General features: G+C 65.0%; 14 protein-coding genes. 10 read left to right on the top strand and 4 right to left on the bottom strand.

Features of this window, described 5'->3' with window-relative positions; genetic code table 11:
- The first annotated feature begins 164 nt into the window (after nt 1-164).
- The 6 genes from ACYVHT_RS17505 (at nt 165) to ACYVHT_RS17480 (ending at nt 5,195) form a co-directional block, all read left to right on the top strand.
- Nucleotides 165-1,265 carry a pyridoxal phosphate-dependent aminotransferase gene (locus ACYVHT_RS17505; protein WP_460554809.1) on the top strand — a complete coding sequence of 367 codons (1,101 nt, stop codon included), beginning with the start codon at nt 165-167 and terminating at the stop codon, nt 1,263-1,265.
- A gap of 77 nt (nt 1,266-1,342) precedes the next feature.
- Nucleotides 1,343-2,710 (top strand): MATE family efflux transporter, encoded by a 1,368-nt coding sequence (locus ACYVHT_RS17500; RefSeq protein ID WP_460554806.1) that lies wholly within the window; start codon nt 1,343-1,345, stop codon nt 2,708-2,710.
- A gap of 117 nt (nt 2,711-2,827) precedes the next feature.
- Entirely contained in the window at nt 2,828-3,421 is a 594-nt protein-coding gene (locus ACYVHT_RS17495; protein ID WP_460554803.1) for a DUF922 domain-containing protein, read from the top strand.
- Nucleotides 3,421-3,777: a tRNA-binding protein gene (locus tag ACYVHT_RS17490; protein ID WP_460554800.1), complete on the top strand. Its 357-nt coding sequence runs from the start codon at nt 3,421-3,423 to the stop codon at nt 3,775-3,777. The genes ACYVHT_RS17495 and ACYVHT_RS17490 overlap by 1 nt, the downstream gene beginning before the upstream one ends.
- Nucleotides 3,778-3,848: 71 nt before the next feature.
- Nucleotides 3,849-4,292: a hypothetical protein gene (locus ACYVHT_RS17485; protein ID WP_460554797.1), complete on the top strand. Its 444-nt coding sequence runs from the start codon at nt 3,849-3,851 to the stop codon at nt 4,290-4,292.
- 108 nt (nt 4,293-4,400) lie between these two features.
- Nucleotides 4,401-5,195 carry a hypothetical protein gene (locus tag ACYVHT_RS17480; RefSeq protein ID WP_460554794.1) on the top strand — a complete coding sequence of 265 codons (795 nt, stop codon included), beginning with the start codon at nt 4,401-4,403 and terminating at the stop codon, nt 5,193-5,195.
- On the opposite strand, the gene ACYVHT_RS17475 is transcribed toward ACYVHT_RS17480, so the two are convergent.
- On the bottom strand, nt 5,137-7,641 hold the full coding sequence (locus ACYVHT_RS17475) for an ABC transporter permease (RefSeq protein ID WP_460554998.1): 2,505 nt from the start codon (nt 7,639-7,641) through the stop codon (nt 5,137-5,139). The two genes, ACYVHT_RS17480 and ACYVHT_RS17475, sit on opposite strands and share 59 nt — an antisense overlap.
- A gap of 210 nt (nt 7,642-7,851) precedes the next feature.
- On the opposite strand from ACYVHT_RS17475, the gene ACYVHT_RS17470 reads away from it, so the two are divergent.
- Nucleotides 7,852-8,799 carry an OmpA family protein gene (locus ACYVHT_RS17470; protein WP_460554791.1) on the top strand — a complete coding sequence of 316 codons (948 nt, stop codon included), beginning with the start codon at nt 7,852-7,854 and terminating at the stop codon, nt 8,797-8,799.
- A 52-nt stretch (nt 8,800-8,851) separates the two neighbouring features.
- Here the strand turns inward: ACYVHT_RS17470 and ACYVHT_RS17465 are convergent, their stop codons facing one another.
- A complete protein-coding gene (locus tag ACYVHT_RS17465) occupies nt 8,852-9,553 on the bottom strand; it encodes an ABC transporter ATP-binding protein (protein WP_460554785.1) in 702 nt (233 codons plus the stop codon).
- A 201-nt stretch (nt 9,554-9,754) separates the two neighbouring features.
- Here ACYVHT_RS17465 and ACYVHT_RS17460 point away from each other — a divergent pair, with 201 nt between their 5' ends.
- The gene (locus ACYVHT_RS17460; RefSeq protein WP_460554995.1) at nt 9,755-10,450 is read left to right on the top strand and encodes an arylesterase; all 696 of its coding nucleotides are present in this window, start codon (nt 9,755-9,757) and stop codon (nt 10,448-10,450) included.
- A gap of 127 nt (nt 10,451-10,577) precedes the next feature.
- On the opposite strand, the gene ACYVHT_RS17455 is transcribed toward ACYVHT_RS17460, so the two are convergent.
- Nucleotides 10,578-10,805, bottom strand: a complete 228-nt coding sequence (locus tag ACYVHT_RS17455; RefSeq protein ID WP_460554782.1) for a hypothetical protein — start codon at nt 10,803-10,805, stop codon at nt 10,578-10,580.
- 152 nt (nt 10,806-10,957) lie between these two features.
- Between ACYVHT_RS17455 and murI the strand changes: the two genes are divergently transcribed.
- Together murI and ACYVHT_RS17445 are read left to right on the top strand one after the other, a co-directional pair.
- Nucleotides 10,958-11,806 carry a glutamate racemase gene (gene murI / locus ACYVHT_RS17450; RefSeq protein WP_460554779.1) on the top strand — a complete coding sequence of 283 codons (849 nt, stop codon included), beginning with the start codon at nt 10,958-10,960 and terminating at the stop codon, nt 11,804-11,806.
- 149 nt (nt 11,807-11,955) lie between these two features.
- Nucleotides 11,956-14,556: an IPT/TIG domain-containing protein gene (locus ACYVHT_RS17445; protein WP_460554776.1), complete on the top strand. Its 2,601-nt coding sequence runs from the start codon at nt 11,956-11,958 to the stop codon at nt 14,554-14,556.
- A 121-nt stretch (nt 14,557-14,677) separates the two neighbouring features.
- Here the strand turns inward: ACYVHT_RS17445 and ACYVHT_RS17440 are convergent.
- A partial coding sequence (locus ACYVHT_RS17440; protein ID WP_460554773.1) for a hypothetical protein occupies nt 14,678-15,383 on the bottom strand: 706 nt, incomplete at its 5' end.

Genomic DNA, 15,383 nt, shown 5'->3' with positions numbered 1-15,383 from the left:
AACAAGTGCTGGTGAGTACTCCGGATTACGGCGGATTCTTTGCGGCAGACCTTATCCATGGCTTTATTTGCTGCCGCAAACAGAATTCGCAAGAGAAGGGCTCGTGCATTGGGCAAGTTGGTGGGCATTTGCTACCCGCTATTTAAAATTCATAATTCCCTCAAGTGGTCAGTTTAGCTTCCGGATACGGAAATTTTGCAGTGCCCGAAGTGGCCCTCGAAGCCGCCAAGGCAGTGCTGCGCGATGCCCAGGCGCAAGGCATTCCGCTGGCCGTGAGCCCGGCCGCCGGCCTGCCCGCCCTGCGCGAAGGCCAGGCGCGGCGCTACCGGCGGCGCGGCGCGGCCAACGTGACCGCCGAGCAGGTAATTATTACCAGTGGGGCCAAAGCCGGCCTGTTTGCCGTGCTCAGCGAGCTGCTGCAGCCCGGCGATGAGGTGCTGCTGCCCACGCCCAACTGGTTTGGCTTTTTCGACCTGGTGCGCCGGGCCGGCGGCGAGCTGCGCCTGCTGCCGCTGGCCGCCGCCGAGCACTACGCCCTCACGCCCGAAGCACTGCAGGCGGCTCTCACACCCGCGACGCGGCTGCTCATCATCAGCAACCCCAACAACCCCACGGGCCGCCTGTACAGCCGGGCCGAGCTGGCAGCCCTGCTGGCCGTGACGGCCGGTTTCCCCAACCTGTGGGTGCTCAGCGACGAGATTTACGAAGGCATCAGCTTCGGCCCCGAGCCGATGACCACGCTGCTGGCCGTGCCCGGCGCACACGAGCGGCACGTGGTGGTGAGCGGCTTCTCCAAGTCGTTGGCCCTCACGGGCTGGGGCGTGGGCTGCCTGGTGGCCCCGCCGGCCCTGGCGCGCGATTTGGCCGCCCGGCAGTTCAGCACCGGGGCGGCCGTGCCGGTGTCGAGCCAGGTGGCCGCGCTGGCCGCCACCGAGCAAGCCGAGGCCATTGGCGCGGCCCTCTGCCGGCAGCTGCGGCCTACGCGGCAGCGACTGCTGGCTGCTTTGGCGGCCCTGCCCGGCGCGGCACCCGTGGCCGCGCCGGAGGGCACGTACTACGTGTTTGCCGATTTCACCCGTTTCCTAAATCCCGGTTTGCCTCTGGCCGAAGCCTCGGCCGCGCTGGTGCGCCGCCTGGCCGAAGCCGGCGTGGAGGTAGTGGACGGCGCTACCTGCGGGGCCCCCGGCTTCGTGCGCCTGTCCTACGCCGTCGATGCGGCCGCTTTGCAGGAGGCTCTGGTCGCCATTGCGGCGGCCGTGGCCTAGCCAGCCCATTGCGGAGGGCGCATAAAAGCGCCAGCGAGGGTCGCCGTACTTTTGCCGGCCCTTTTTTACCTGACCTAATGCTACAAAATATCCGTCCGCACCTGCGCCCCACCTTGCTTTTGGCTTATCCGGTGGTGCTTTCGCAGCTGGGGCACATCATGGTGAGCTTCGTCGATTCGGTGCTGGTGGGGCGCACGGGCACCGTGCCGCTGGCTGCCGTGAGCCTGGGCGTGAACAGCACCAACGTCATCCTGATTCTGGGCATTGGCCTGAGCATGGGCAGCGTGCCGCTGGTGGCCGCCGCCGATGGCCGCCACGACCAGCCCGCCCTGGCCCGGCTATTGGTGTCGTCGGTGTGGCTGAGCGTGCTGGCCGGGCTGGCGCTGGCGGGCATCGGGCAGCTGGTGCCGCCGCTTATGCACTTCCTCGGCCAGTCGCCGGCGGTGGAGGCTATGGCCGCGCCCTGGGTGCGGGTCATCAGCTGGTCGTTTTTGCCGCTCATGGTGTTCCAAGGCTTCCGCGAATTTGCTGAGGGGCTGGGCCTCACGCGGCAGGCCATGTGGCTGTCGGTGCTGGCCAATGTGGTGAACGCCATGCTGTGCTACGCGCTGGTTTTTGGCCACTGGGGCGCGCCCGCCATGGGCCTGATGGGTTCGGCCTGGGCTACGCTCATTGCCCGCGTGCTCATGGCCGTGCTCATGGCGGCCTACGTGCTGCTGGCCCCGCGCCTGCACGCCTACCGCGCCGCCGTGCACCGCTGGCTGCCCGATGCCGCCACCCTGCTGCGCCTACTGAACGTGGGTGCCCCCATCGGCGTGCAGATGGCCTTCGAAGTCGGCGCTTTCGCCACAGCCGCCATCATGATTGGCTGGCTGGGGGCCGTGCCGCTGGCCGCGCATCAGGTAGCCATTAACCTGGCTTCTATCACCTACATGGCGGCCAGCGGCATTTCGGCGGCGGCCACCATTCGGGTGGGCAAGCTGCTGGGCGGCGGCAACCTGGCGGAGGCCCGGCAGGCCGGTTTCGCGGCCTACCTGCTGGGGTTTGCCTTCATGGGCACCATGGGGCTGCTCTTCATTGCTACGCGGCACGTTGCGCCGCTGCTCTACAGCCACGACCCGGCCGTGGTAGCGCAGGCGGCTACGCTACTGCTCATTGCGGCGCTGTTTCAGATTTCGGATGGCTTGCAGGTGATGGGCCTGGGCGCGCTGCGGGGCCTGGAGGACGTGAAAGTGCCCTCGGTGGTGGCGCTGCTGGCGTACTGGGCGGTGGCGCTGCCGCTGGGGTATTTCCTGGGCTTCGGGCTGCACCTGGGGGCCCCGGGCGTGTGGGCGGGGCTGCTGGTGGGGCTGAGCATTGTGGCCGGCGTGCTCATCATCCGCTTTCGGCGCGAAACGTCGCCGGCATTTGCGGCTACGCATCCGCTGCCCGCCAGGGCGCAGTAAGCGCGGCCGAATCTGCGGCCGTGCCTACTATTGTGGCCGAAGCGCAATTTTTGCGCCGGCGCCGCTGTTGCACCCTGCGCAAGCGGCTTTGCTTGCTCGCCTCTGTTTTACTGACTTATGCTTTCTTTTCTGACTTCGCTGGGCCTGCTGGCCGTGCTGCTGCAAGGCCCCGGCACTGCTCCGCGCCCGGCGTCTCCTGCCCAGGGCCCCGCTGCTAAGCCGGCCCCGGCCGCGCCCATTGCGTGGTCGGCCACGCGCCGTCTCACGGTGGCCGACTACCTGGGCCGGCCGCGCCCCGGCGACCCGCTGGCGGCAACGACTTCCAGCGACCTCAAAGCCAATGCGGCCTGCAAAGACTACGTATTTACCGGAACGGTCACGGCCACCTTCGACCCTAACACGTCGTGGTTTCGCGACCCCAACAAAGCCACTGAAACGCTGCTGCGCCACGAGCAGCTCCACTTCGACATCACCGAGCTCTACGCCCGCGTGATGCGCCAGAAGCTGGCCGCCTTCGCCACCAAAGCCGACTGCATGAAGCTGCAGCCGGCCTTCAACAACCTCACCAAGGGCGTGTACAACGAGTGGGACCGGGAGCAGAACCGCTACGATATGGAAACCAACCACGGCCTGAACGCCGCCCGCCAGGCGTTCTGGGAAAAGCAGGTGGCCTCCCGGCTGGAGCTGCTCAAGGCTTTCGCGGTACAATGATGAGCGCCGATGGAAAGCCGGATGCGCTCACCTGGGCCGAGTTTGAGCGCGTGGACCTGCGCGTGGGCACCATTGTGGAGGCGCGGCCTTTTCCGGAGGCGCGCCGGCCGGCGTACCAGCTGCTCATTGATTTCGGGCCGGAAATCGGGGTGAAAAAGTCCAGCGCCCAAATCACGCACCACTACACGCCCGAAGCGCTGGTGGGCCGGCAGGTGCTGGCCGTGGTCAATTTTCCGCCCAAGCAAATCGGGAAGTTCCGCTCCGAGGTGCTGGTAACCGGCCTGGCCGATGCCGACGGCCACATTGTGCTGGCCGCCGTGGCCGGGCCGGTACCCAACGGCCGCCGGCTTATCTGAGGCCGTGGCCGCATAAATCAACCGATGGCCGTTGTACCTTGGAAGCCTTTCGAAACCTTCAATTAAAAGGCATGGCTCCCCAGCTGTCCGATTCTTTTCCGCCCACGGATGCCGCGCCCGAGGACCTGACGGCCAACCACCAGCCGCTGGCCACCGCAACCGACCGGGCTCCCCGCTTCGACGGGGCCGTGGCCGCCACGGCCACCCGGCTGCTGCCCCTGCTGAAGCTGCTCGAAACCATTCAGCCACAGGTAGCCAACGACTCGATATTTCACACCAAGCGCGTGAAAATTCAGGAGGAGATGACGCGGGCGTATGGCGAGCTGCTGGCCGCAAAGCCGCGCCACAAAGCGCTGCTGCACGCCTTCAAAACCCTAAGCGAGCTGGTGCGGGAAGAAGCCCACGACCTCAGCAAAGACGAGCTGAAGCAGGCGGCTCGGGAGCTGGTGCTGGCCACACTGAAGAATGCCCCGCAGCTTATCAGCGCGGCGCATCAGGCCCGGCTGCTGTCATAGCCTTACCCTTCGGCGCGCAGTACCTCCAGCGGCGAGCGGTGCACGTCGTGTCAGCCATTAACTGGGCGGGTGATGCACTTCGCGCAGTCGTTCCCTACATTCGTATTTGTGGAAAAACTGCATTCATCCCGCTGCTGGCTGCTGGTAATGCTTTTGCTGCCACAACTGGCTTATGCCGACGCTTTAGGAGCCCTCGGCCTGGGGCAGGCCCTGGCCGATATGCTGGCGCTAGTAGCGTTGCTGTTTCTGGGTTTGATGGTGGTGGCCTACTGGCGCAAAGCGCCGATTATGCTGCTGGTACTGCTGGGGATAAGTGTTTTTTTAGGGCTATTTCCGACACGCGAATGGCTGGTGTTTGGTCGTTTTAATCCGTACGCTTACTTCTGTTTGCCTTTGGGGGCTTGGCTGCTCGGAGTAGTGCAGGCCCGTCGGGCAGCCGGGGAACTCGGGCAGCTGCTGTGGCTGGGGGTTGCCATTGTCGGGCTGCGCCAGTTACTCGGAGTGGGTGCCGAATGGAGTTTTGCGCAACTGGTAGCACCCGGCCAGTACCACTTGGGCATAGTCGGCACGGTTTTCTGGCTTTTGGAAATCGTGCTGGGGGTGGGTAGCTGGTGGCTGGTATTGCGCCAAATGCGTCTGGAAGGCAGCGGCCAGTGGTGGCAGCCTTGGTGGCGCGCGCCGGCTCTGGCAGCCGCCGTGGGCGCTGCCTGCACGAGCGTCTTTCTGTTCTTGCAGCTGTTGGACCTAGATTCGTCCAATACTTCCATCAGCTGGCTTGGGTTCGGCGTGCTGATAGTGTTAAACCTATTCGTAGGTTTCATCGCCGGCGTGCTGGCGCTGCGCCTTATCCCTCGGCCCGCAGCACCTCCAGCGGTGAGCGGCGCAGCACGTCGCGGCTATTGAAGAGGCCAATGGCCGCCGTGAGCGCCGTGACCAGCGCCGCCAGCCCCAGCAGTGGCAGCACTGCCGGCCCGAAGCTGGCCTCGAACACCCACACGGCCAGCGCCCAGGCCGCCAGCACCGCCAGCCCGATGCCGGCCAGCGCCGCCAGCAGGCCCAGCAGGCCGTACTCGACCAGCGTGATGCGCAGAATCTGGCTCCGACTGGCCCCCAGCGTGCGCAGCAGCACGCTCTCGCGCACGCGCTGGTAGCGGCTGATGACCACTGAACTGCTCAGTACCAACAAACCAGTGAGGATGCTGAAGCCAGCCATGAAGCGAATCACGAAGGAGATTTTGCCGATGATGTCGTCGAGCGTGGACAGGATGAGGCCCAGGTCGATGGCCGACACGTTGGGGAACTGCCGCACCAGCTGCTGCTCCACGGCGGCCAGCGCGGCCGTGTTGGGCGTGCGCGTGAGCACCACCTGAAACTGCGGGGCCTGCTCCAGTACCCCGGCCGGAAAAATTACCAGGAAGCTGGGCTGCACCCGGCTGCGGTCAATCTCGCGCGTGCCCCCGATGACGGTCCGCATGGGCGCGCCCTGTACGTTGAAATCCAGCGTGTCGCCGAGGTTAAGCTTGGCGCGTTCGAGGTAGCCTTTTTCCACGGAGATGCGCGGCAGGCCATCGGGGCCAACGTGGGGCAGGGTACCGGCGGTGAGCTTTTCCGAGGAATTCAGCGAGTCGCGGTACGTCACGCGGTACTCGCGGGTGAGGGCCCAGGCCGGAATGCCCCGCGCCGTGTCCTTTTTGATGACGGAAACCGACGTGCCGTTGATGGCCGTCAGGCGCATCGTCACGATGGGCACGCGCTGCAGCACCGGCAGCTTTTGCGCGGTCAGCAGCGCCTCCACGCCGGCCCGCTGCCCGGGCTGAATGTCGAACAGCACCAGGTTGGCCGACGACTTCTGGCCCGCTACCTGCACCCGGCTCAGCAGCAGGGCCTGGGTGAGAAAAAGCGTGGCCAGCAGAAAGGTGCCCAGCCCGATGGACGTGACCAGCGTGAGCGTCTGGTTCTGGGGGCGGTAGAGGTTGGCTAGGCCCTGCCGCCACACGTAGCCCCAGCCGCTGGGGAAAAAGCGCCGCACGGCCGCCATCAGCAGGCGGCCCAGGCCGGCCAGCGCGGCAAAGGCCGCCAGCAGCCCCGCCCCGAAGCCCAGCGTGAGCTTCCAGTCGCGTGTCTGGCCGTAGGCAAAAGCCAGAATGAACAGGCCGATGACGCTGATAACCAACCCGCGCAACGGGTCGGGCGTGGCCGTGTCGTCCTCAAAGGCCGTGCGCAGCACCCGCAGCGGCGACACCCGCCGGATGCTCAGCAGCGGGAGCAGCGCAAACAGCACCGCCATCAGCAGGCCCGTGACGAGGCCCGTGCCTACGGCTGCCCACGACACGCTGACGGTAATATCGACCGGCAGAAAGTCGCCCAGCACCCGGGGCAGCACCGTTTGCACAGCCGCCCCCAGGGCCGCGCCCAGCACCGCGCCCACCAGCCCGAGGCCGGCCGTCTGAATCAGATAAATGAGCAGCGCCTGCCGGCCGCTGGCCCCCAGGCAGCGCAATACCGCCACGGCAGCCAGCTTCTCGCGCACGTACAGGTTTACGGCGCTGGCCACGCCCACGCAGCCCAGCAGCAGCGCCACAAAGGCCACCAGGCTGAGGTAGCGGGTGAGGTCGGCGAAGGCGCGGCCGGTGCTTTTCTGGCGCTCGGCCACGGTATCGGTGTCAATGTCGGCCGCGTCGAGGCGGGCCTGCAGGGGGTTGAGCACGGCGGCCACATCGGTGCCCGGGGCAAACTGGTAGGCGCGGGTGTACTTCACCCGGCTGCCGCGCTGCACTAGGCCGGTGCGCCCCACCAGGGCTTCGGGAATGAATACCGTGGGCGCCACCGCCGTGGTAATGCCCGACTGCCCCGGCGTCTTCAGCACCCGCCCGATGATGGGCAGCGTGAGCTGCCCCACCTGCACCGAGTCGCCCACCTTCACCCCAAACTGCACCAGCAGCGCATCATCGACCAGCGCCCCCGCTTTGGCTCCGGCTTGCCCAAACCGAGTCGCCGCCGTCTTTGGCTCGGTTTCCCAATCGCCGTAGAAGAAACCGCCCGAGCGGGCCCGCACCTGCGCCAGCCGCGTGCCCCGGCCCGGCCGGAACTGCACCAGCGAGGCAAACGAAACTTCCTGCGTCCGGGCGGTGCCGAGGCTGCTCAACGTCGGTTCCAGCTTGGGCGCGAAGGGCTGGTTGGCGCTCAGCACCAAATCGGCCCCGAGCAGCTCCCGCGCCTGCTCGCTGATGCTACGGGCCAGGTTATCGCCGAAGGAATTGATGCCCACCAGCGCCGCAATGCCCAAAATAATGCTGGCCATAAATAGCAGCAGCCGTGCCCGGCTGCGGCGGCTGTCGCGCCACGCCATGCGGAATAGCCACGAGGTAGCAGGACGGGAGGCGGGGAGGGGGGGAGTGGGTGTCACGAAGGGAAAATAATAAGCGGAAGGCTACCAGTACAGAATTATAGACGGACAAGCGGCAGGTACATTTTACCACTTGGCGCTGCATCTTGCGGGATACAGTTTGTCGCTGTGCCAACGCTCAACTGTTATCTACGCCCTAACACCGTGCTGAGTATGCGAAAATCCAGAAAAAGCAGCTCTCTAAATGGCCTGTTGGCGCTGGCCCTGCTGCTGTGCGCGGTAAGCCTGCATGCCTGTCATACAGTTCAGGTTTCTATGCCTGCCAGTAGCACTGCGCCTACACCGATAGCTGCCTTAACAACAGAACGGGTAGCTATAGTGAGAGGAAGAGTATTCAGTACCCAGGACAGCACAACGGAAATTCCGGGCGTGGAATTGATTTTTGAGAAAGCATTTGCTGACTCTACAGAGCAGCGCTTGCGCACGGTAACGGAGCCCGACGGGTCATATCAGATGGAACTGAAGACTGGGCAGACCTACCAAGTGACCTTGAATAAAGATGGTCGCAAAGTGGGCGAAAAGCAGTATCTGGTTCCTGAGATGCCTATTAATTCGAGCGGTATCCGGAAGTATTTCTATGCTGACTATAAGATGGAGCGCACCGATGAATTCGATAACTTACCGCCCATGATTTTTTTCGACACAAATCAGGCTACACTCCGACCGGAATCCAAAACCCGATTAGACTACATCGCAGCAGTACTTAAAAACCACTCTGGCTTCGGAGTTTCCATTGAGGGGCATGCTGAACCGCGTGAAGTCCCCCGCAACCAACCCAACCGTATCCAGTATCAGGTGCAACTAGGGCAACGCCGCGCCCAAGCTGCCGATGACTACTTAGCCCAAAAAGGTGTCTCTGTCAAGCAGCGAATCACCACAAGCTATGGCGGAGAACGGCCGGCAGCACCCAACGATAATGCGGAAAATCGACAGCTTAACCGTCGGGTTGAATTGCAAAGTATTTCAGTCGAGGGCATCACTTCAAAGCGCAAGGCGGCTGGACATGGCCCGGCAGGTAATACAAAGCCCAATCTTCACCTTTCTGGTCAGAGGCATTCCTTCAATACTCGCAACGAGAAAAAGATGCCTGCTGAGCGTTAATGGCCAATTTGATAGATTGAATGCGGAATGGTGGGTACCAGCGCCCAAGATTTTAGTTCATCGTTTTTTCCGAAACTGACTCAGCCACACCATCCACCACCTTGCCGCCGCGCAGCCGCAGCGTCCGCTGGGTTTTGGCAGCCAGCTCCATGTCGTGCGTCACGAGGACCAGCGTGGTGCCGGCCTCACGGTTGAGGTCGAACAATAGGTTCACCACCCGCTCACTGGTGTCGGGGTCGAGGTTGCCGGTGGGCTCGTCGGCGAAGAGCAGGGCGGGGCGGTTGGCGAAGGCGCGGGCCAGGCTCACGCGCTGCTGCTCGCCGCCCGAGAGCTGGGCCGGGTAGTGGCCGGCGCGCCCGGCCAGGCCCACGCGGTCAAGCAGCTCCAGGGCCGTTTTGGAAGCGCCGCGCTGGCCGCGCAGCTCCAGCGGCACCAGCACGTTTTCGAGGGCCGTGAGGGTGGGCAGCAGCTGGAAGTTCTGGAAGATGAAGCCCACGTGCTCGTTGCGCACGGCGGCGCGCTGGTCCTCGCTGAGGTTATCCAATTGAATGCCGTTGAGCCACACGCTGCCCGAAGTGGCGCGGTCGAGGCCGGCGCAGAGGCCCAGCAGCGTGGTTTTGCCCGAGCCCGACGGCCCGACGATGGCAAAGGTGTCGCCGGCCTTCAAGTCGAAGCTGACGGCGTGGAGCACCGTGAGCGGCTGGCCGGCGCTGGGGTAGGTTTTGGTGAGGCTATCGACGCGGAGGATGGACATGGATGTGAGGTAGAGACGCATATTTGCGTCTTGTCGTTGAACAGAATCATGGATAAACGGGAGGGCGGCGCATACGATGAGGCGCAAGCATGCGCCTCTACCCTTCGCTTCACAACTACGCTTCCCTTCGTTCGTTACCAAAGACGCGAAAACCTTCCCGATGTTTTCCACCTTTACGCTTCCGTGCCCAAAACCTTGTTCATGCGCTTCGTTCCCTTCGCCCTCGCCGGCCTGCTGGCGCTGGCCCTCCCGGCCTGCAATTCCAACTCCTCCACCGAAACGGCCAAAGCGCCGGCTGCTGCGGCTACGCCGACGGCCACGGCCAAGCCTGGTACCGCTACCGGCAAAAAGCGCCTGCTGTTCTTCGGCAACAGCCTCACGGCCGGCTATGGCGTGGAGCCCGACCAGGCCTTTCCGGCCCTGATTGGGGACAAAATCGATTCGCTCAAGCTCGGCTACGAAGTAATAAATGCCGGCCTGAGCGGCGAAACCACCGCCGGCGGCCGCAGCCGCGTGGGCTGGATTCTGCGCCAGCCGGTGGACGTGTTTGTGCTGGAGCTGGGCGGCAACGACGGCCTGCGCGGCCTGCCCCTCACGGCCACCCGCGAAAACCTGCAGGGCATCATCGACACGGTGCGCCGCCGCAGCCCCGGCGCGCAAATCGTGCTGGCCGGCATGCAGATTCCGCCCAACATGGGCCAGGCCTACGCCAGCGAGTTCAAAGCCATTTACCAGGACATAGCCACTAAAAACCACCTCGTCCTCATTCCCTTCCTGCTCGAAGGCGTGGGCGGCCACCCCGACCTGAACCAGGCCGACGGCATTCATCCCACGCCCACCGGGCACCGCATGGTGGCCCGCACGGTGTGGGGCGTGCTGCAGCCGCTGCTGCAGTAGGGGATGGGGGCAGGAGGGTAGGAGGGTAGGAGGGTAGGAGGGTGTGAGGGCAGGAGTCAAGAAAAATTCATACCCTCTTACCCCCATACCCCCATACCCTCATACCCTCATACCCTCATAACCTTATTTATATCACCCGCAGGCCGTCGAGGTTCACTTCGTCGCGCAGCAGCTCGAGGTGGCGGTAGGCGCGGGGGCGGCCGGCATCGGTGCTGAGCTCGGGCAGGGGGGCGCGGGCGGCGTCGAGGGTGAGCTGGGTGAGCTTGCGCTCGCCGAGGTAGATGGCCACGGGACGGCCCAGACGGGCATCGTGCGCGGCCAAGGCAAGGTCGATTTCGGCCAGAATGGTGCTCATGGTTAAAAAAGTGAGCGTGATGGGAGCGGAAATATAGCGAGGGTTTTCAATAAGTAGGAACATTCGATGATGCAATAGAGGTAGTGGCTGATTGCGCCGCGCCGCGCCTGCATTTCACCAAACCAGCCCGCGTCGGCGGCTACCTTTGCCGCATGAATAGTGCTCCTGCTGCGCCCCTTGCGCCGGCCGCCCTGGCCACCCGCCCCATTGGCATGTTCGATTCCGGCATTGGCGGCCTCACGGTGGCGCGGGCCGTGGCCCGGCGGCTGCCCCACGAGCGCATCGTGTACTTCGGCGACACCGCCCACCTGCCCTACGGCGACAAGAGCGCGGCCGCCATTCAGGCCTATTCCGTCAAAATCTGCGACCTGCTGCTGCGCCAGCACTGCAAGCTGATTGTCATTGCCTGCAACTCGGCTTCGGCCGCTGCTTATGAGCTGGTGCGCGAATACGTGGGCTCGAAAGCTAAGGTGCTGAGCGTGATTGACCCCATCGTGGCGCACCTGGGCCGGGCCTACGCCGGCCGCCGGGTGGGCCTCATCGGCACGAAGCAGACGGTGAATTCCAACGTGTATAAGAAGAAGGTGGACGACCTCGACGCGGGCGTAGACCTGCACTCGCTGGCCACCCCGCTGCTGGTGCCCATGATTGAGGAAGGCTTTTTCAAAAATTCCATCTCCGACGACATCATTGCCAGCTACCTGGGCAGCGCCACCCTGGCCGACATCGAGGCCCTGGTGCTGGCCTGCACGCACTACCCGCTCATCAAAGAGCAGATTGCCGCCTACTACGCCGGCCGGGTCGACGTGCTGGATGCCTCCGACGTGGTGGCCGCCGACACCGAAGCCTACCTCGCGGCCCACGGGCTGCTGGCGCCGGCGGCTGCCACGTCCCCCGCGCACCATTTCTACGTATCCGACTTCACCCGCTCGTTTGAGGAAAGCACGCGCATCTTTTTTGAGCAGGAGGTGCACCTGGAGCATTATCCGCTCTGGGAATAGCCGGCAGGGACTTCTTCATCAGCTGTACATAAATCCGTAACTTTCCGGGCCCGTTTCGGGCCATTATCTTTGAAGGCCGTATCGGCCATTGTTCTTTTTTTAATTCATTTTCAACTTTTCATCTTCACTTTGCCCCAATTTAAACGACTATGAAACATTTCTTTACTTCACGCCTGAAGTCCTGCGTGGCGGCCATGGCCCTGCTGTGGCCGGCAGTGGCCTCGGCGGCTCCTTTCACCCCGGGCAATATTGTGGTGGCCCGCGTAGGCGATGGCACCGCTACCCTGGGCAGCACGGCCACCGCCGTTTTCCTGGTTGAGTACACGCCGGCCGGCACCGTGGTGCAGACCATTGCCCTGCCCACCACGGCTACCAGCCCCCAGCGCGCCCTCACGGCCAGCGGCACCTCCACTTCTGAGCTGGCCCTGACCCGCTCGGCCGATGGCCAATACCTGATTCTGACCGGCTACGATGCGGCCGTGGGCACCACCGGCATCACCGGCACGGCTTCCACCGCCACGCCGCGCGTCATCGGCCGCATTGCCGCCGATGGCACCTTCGATACCAGCACCGCCATCAGCGATGCCTTCACGGCCACGAGCATCCGCAGCGCGGCCTCGGCCGACGGCACTTCCTTCTACGCCCTGGGCGGCGTGAGCGGCGTGCGCTACGTGCCGTTTGCCAACCCGGCGGCTACGGCCACGGTGCAGCTCAATACGGCCCCGACCAACACCCGCGTGGCCGGCGTGTTCGGCGGCAACCTCTACATTACCTCGGGCTCGAGCCCCTACATCGGCGTGAACCAGATTGGTACGGGCCTGCCCACCACCACGGGCCAGGCGGCCACGCTGCTGCCGGGCCTGCCCGGCGCGGGCAGCCCCTACGGCTTCTACTTTGCCGACCTGAGCACGAGCGTGGCCGGCGTTGACGTGGTGTACGTGGCCGATGACGGCACCAGCACCAGCGGCATCCAGAAGTATAGCTTGGTGGCTGGCAGCTGGGTTTCGAACGGCACCATTGGTTCGGGCACGGCCCTGCGCGGCCTGACGGCGACCACCGCCAGCGGCACCGTGACGCTCTACGCCACCGTGGGTGCCAGCACTGCCGCCGGCGGCGGCAGCCTCTACACCCTGACGGATAACGCCGGCTACAACGCCGCTCCCTCAACCACCACGCTGCCCACGGCCATTGCCACGGCTGCTACCAACATTGCCTTCCGGGGCGTAGCCCTGGCCCCGGTGGCTGCTACCTCGGTGCAGGCCCCCACCATCACCAGCTTCACGCCCACCACGGGCGCGGCCGGCACTACGGTAACCATCACGGGTACCAATTTCACAGGCGCTACGGCCGTGACGCTGAATGGCGCGTCCATTACCGGCTTCACGGTGGTTAACGCTACTACCATCACCTTCACGGTGCCTGCTACGGCTAGCACCGGTGCTATCGGCGTGACCACGCCCGGCGGCACGGTGGCCAGCACGGGTACCTTCACGTTTATTCCGGCCGCTACCACGCCCACCATCACCAGCTTCACGCCCACCACGGGCGCGGCCGGCGTAACGGTGACCGTAACGGGCACCAACTTCACCGGTGCCACCACGCTGACCGTGGGTGGCATTGCCGTAACCGGCTTCACGGTGGTAAGCGCTACCAGCATCACCTTCGTGCTGCCCGCTACGGCCGTGACCGGCCCCATTGTGGTGACTACGCCCAGTGGCACGGCCACCAGCAGCACCAGCTTCACGGTGACGCCTACCGTGGCGGCCCCCACCATCACCAGCTTCACCCCGGCCCGCGCTATTGCAGGCGTGGGCTTCACGCTGAACGTGAGCGGCACCAACCTGGTAGCCGGCACCACCATTAGCTTCAACGGCGTGAACTACACCGGCACCATTGCCGGCACCAGCGGCTCGAGCTACAACGTGACCATTCCGTCGGCCGGCGTGCCGGCGGCGGGTACCTACAACATCACGGCTACCAATTCCGGGGGCACCTCGGCTCCGCTGTCGTTCCTCGTTGTGGCACCGGCAACCACGGTGGCTTACGAAGACTTTGAGCAGGGCTCGAAAGGGGCTTACGCTGTCGGCACTGTGACGCTGCGCAGCGGCGACTGGACCTTCACCGAAGCATTGACGGGCAACCAGTTCAACGACAAAGCCAACCAGGTGCAGTCGGCCCGCGTGCGCGGCGGCGGTTCCATTGCCATGAACTTCGACAAGACCACCGGCGCTGGCGTGGTTACGGTTAACGCGGCCCTGTACGGCTCCGACGCTACGGCTTCGTTCATTCTGGAGGTTTCCACCAATGGCGGCACCACCTACACCACGGTGGCCGGTGCTCCTGCTGCCCTCACCACCACGCTCACGCCCTACACCTTCACGGTGAACCGCGCGGGCAACGTACGCTTCCGCATCAGCAGCACCAATACGGTGGCGGCCACAAACCCCCGCATCAACATCGACGACATCAACATCACCGGCTATACCGGCACGGCTACTGCGGCTGCGCACGCCCTGCCCGGCCTCGCGCTGTACCCGAACCCCGCCACCGACCGCATCACGGTTGAGCTGCCGACGGCTGGTGCCGCCACGGTAGCCCTGCGCGACCTGACCGGCCGTGTGGTGCTGGCTCCGGCCGCCCTGGCGGCCGACAAGCAGCTGCGCCTGCCGGCCGCGCTGGCCGCCGGCGTGTACCTGCTCGAAGTGAGCCAGAACGGTGTTGTTGCCGTGCGTCGCATCGAGAAAAACTAAGCAGCTGGCCGGGCCGATGCTGGAATTTCAGTAGCCGGCCGGCCGTATGTTGCCCCCCCCCAAAAAAGCCCGCGCAGCTGCGCGGGCTTTTTTTGTTTTTCAGCCTTTGGAAGATGGCCGGCTACAGCTTTTCTTCCAGCCACAGGTAGCCGGCCGCCAGCAGAAACAGCCCGAAAAACCACTCGGCCGGCCAGGGCTCGGCTGCCTGAGCTGGCCCTGCCGAAGCCAGGGCCGACTTTGCAAGGGCCGCGTTGTGGGCGGCGGTGGCCTGCTGCCGCTCCCGCAGCTCCGGTCCCAGCCAGGCCGTATCCGGATAGACATAAAACGCGTGCGCCGTGCGGCCCGGCCCGCGCACCTGGTGCCAGCCCGCTGCCCCCGGCCAATAACTGCCGGTGCTCCATTCGGGCAGGCGAGCGTCTTGGCGCAGCGGAAGGCGGGCAGCGGGGCCGCCAACCAGTGGGGCTGCCGTGGGCACCTGCTCAGGGAATGCCCCCGCGAAGTGCAGCGTGAGCGGCTGGCCCAGCCGGGGCCAGCGGGTGCCGGTGCGCCACGCGGCAGCGGCTGGAGCCGGCGGCACGGCAGCCGCCAGGAGCCGGCTCCAGAAAGATGCGTACACCGATGCGTGGCCCTGCAAAACCCAGCGGAAGGTTTCGGGCACCACCGATACCACGGCAAAGCCCAGCCCAACGCGCCGGCTGGCAGCCGCTACCGCCTGCTGCGGGCCGGTGGCCAGCGCCCGCAATTCGGGCGCTGGCTGCAGGCTGGCAGGCAGCGGGGCGCGAGCTTCGCCGGGCAGGCCGGGCCATCGGAGCGGCTGGGGCAGCGCG

The sequence above is a fragment of the Hymenobacter daeguensis genome (assembly GCF_054780555.1).
Note: the sequence above shows the minus strand (reverse complement) of the source record. Positions and strands in the feature narration are given on the sequence as shown.

Excerpts from the sequence above, each read along its gene's own strand:
- ACYVHT_RS17475 (WP_460554998.1), bottom strand. The coding sequence starts at position 7,641 with ATGGCGTGGCGCGACAGCCGCCGCAGCCGGGCACGGCTGCTGCTATTT.
- murI (WP_460554779.1), top strand. The coding sequence starts at position 10,958 with ATGAATAGTGCTCCTGCTGCGCCCCTTGCGCCGGCCGCCCTGGCCACC.
- ACYVHT_RS17485 (WP_460554797.1), top strand. The coding sequence starts at position 3,849 with ATGGCTCCCCAGCTGTCCGATTCTTTTCCGCCCACGGATGCCGCGCCC.
- ACYVHT_RS17460 (WP_460554995.1), top strand. The coding sequence starts at position 9,755 with ATGCGCTTCGTTCCCTTCGCCCTCGCCGGCCTGCTGGCGCTGGCCCTC.
- ACYVHT_RS17455 (WP_460554782.1), bottom strand. The coding sequence starts at position 10,805 with ATGAGCACCATTCTGGCCGAAATCGACCTTGCCTTGGCCGCGCACGAT.
- ACYVHT_RS17490 (WP_460554800.1), top strand. The coding sequence starts at position 3,421 with ATGAGCGCCGATGGAAAGCCGGATGCGCTCACCTGGGCCGAGTTTGAG.
- ACYVHT_RS17445 (WP_460554776.1), top strand. The coding sequence starts at position 11,956 with ATGAAACATTTCTTTACTTCACGCCTGAAGTCCTGCGTGGCGGCCATG.
- ACYVHT_RS17465 (WP_460554785.1), bottom strand. The coding sequence starts at position 9,553 with ATGTCCATCCTCCGCGTCGATAGCCTCACCAAAACCTACCCCAGCGCC.
- ACYVHT_RS17495 (WP_460554803.1), top strand. The coding sequence starts at position 2,828 with ATGCTTTCTTTTCTGACTTCGCTGGGCCTGCTGGCCGTGCTGCTGCAA.
- ACYVHT_RS17470 (WP_460554791.1), top strand. The coding sequence starts at position 7,852 with ATGCGAAAATCCAGAAAAAGCAGCTCTCTAAATGGCCTGTTGGCGCTG.
- ACYVHT_RS17500 (WP_460554806.1), top strand. The coding sequence starts at position 1,343 with ATGCTACAAAATATCCGTCCGCACCTGCGCCCCACCTTGCTTTTGGCT.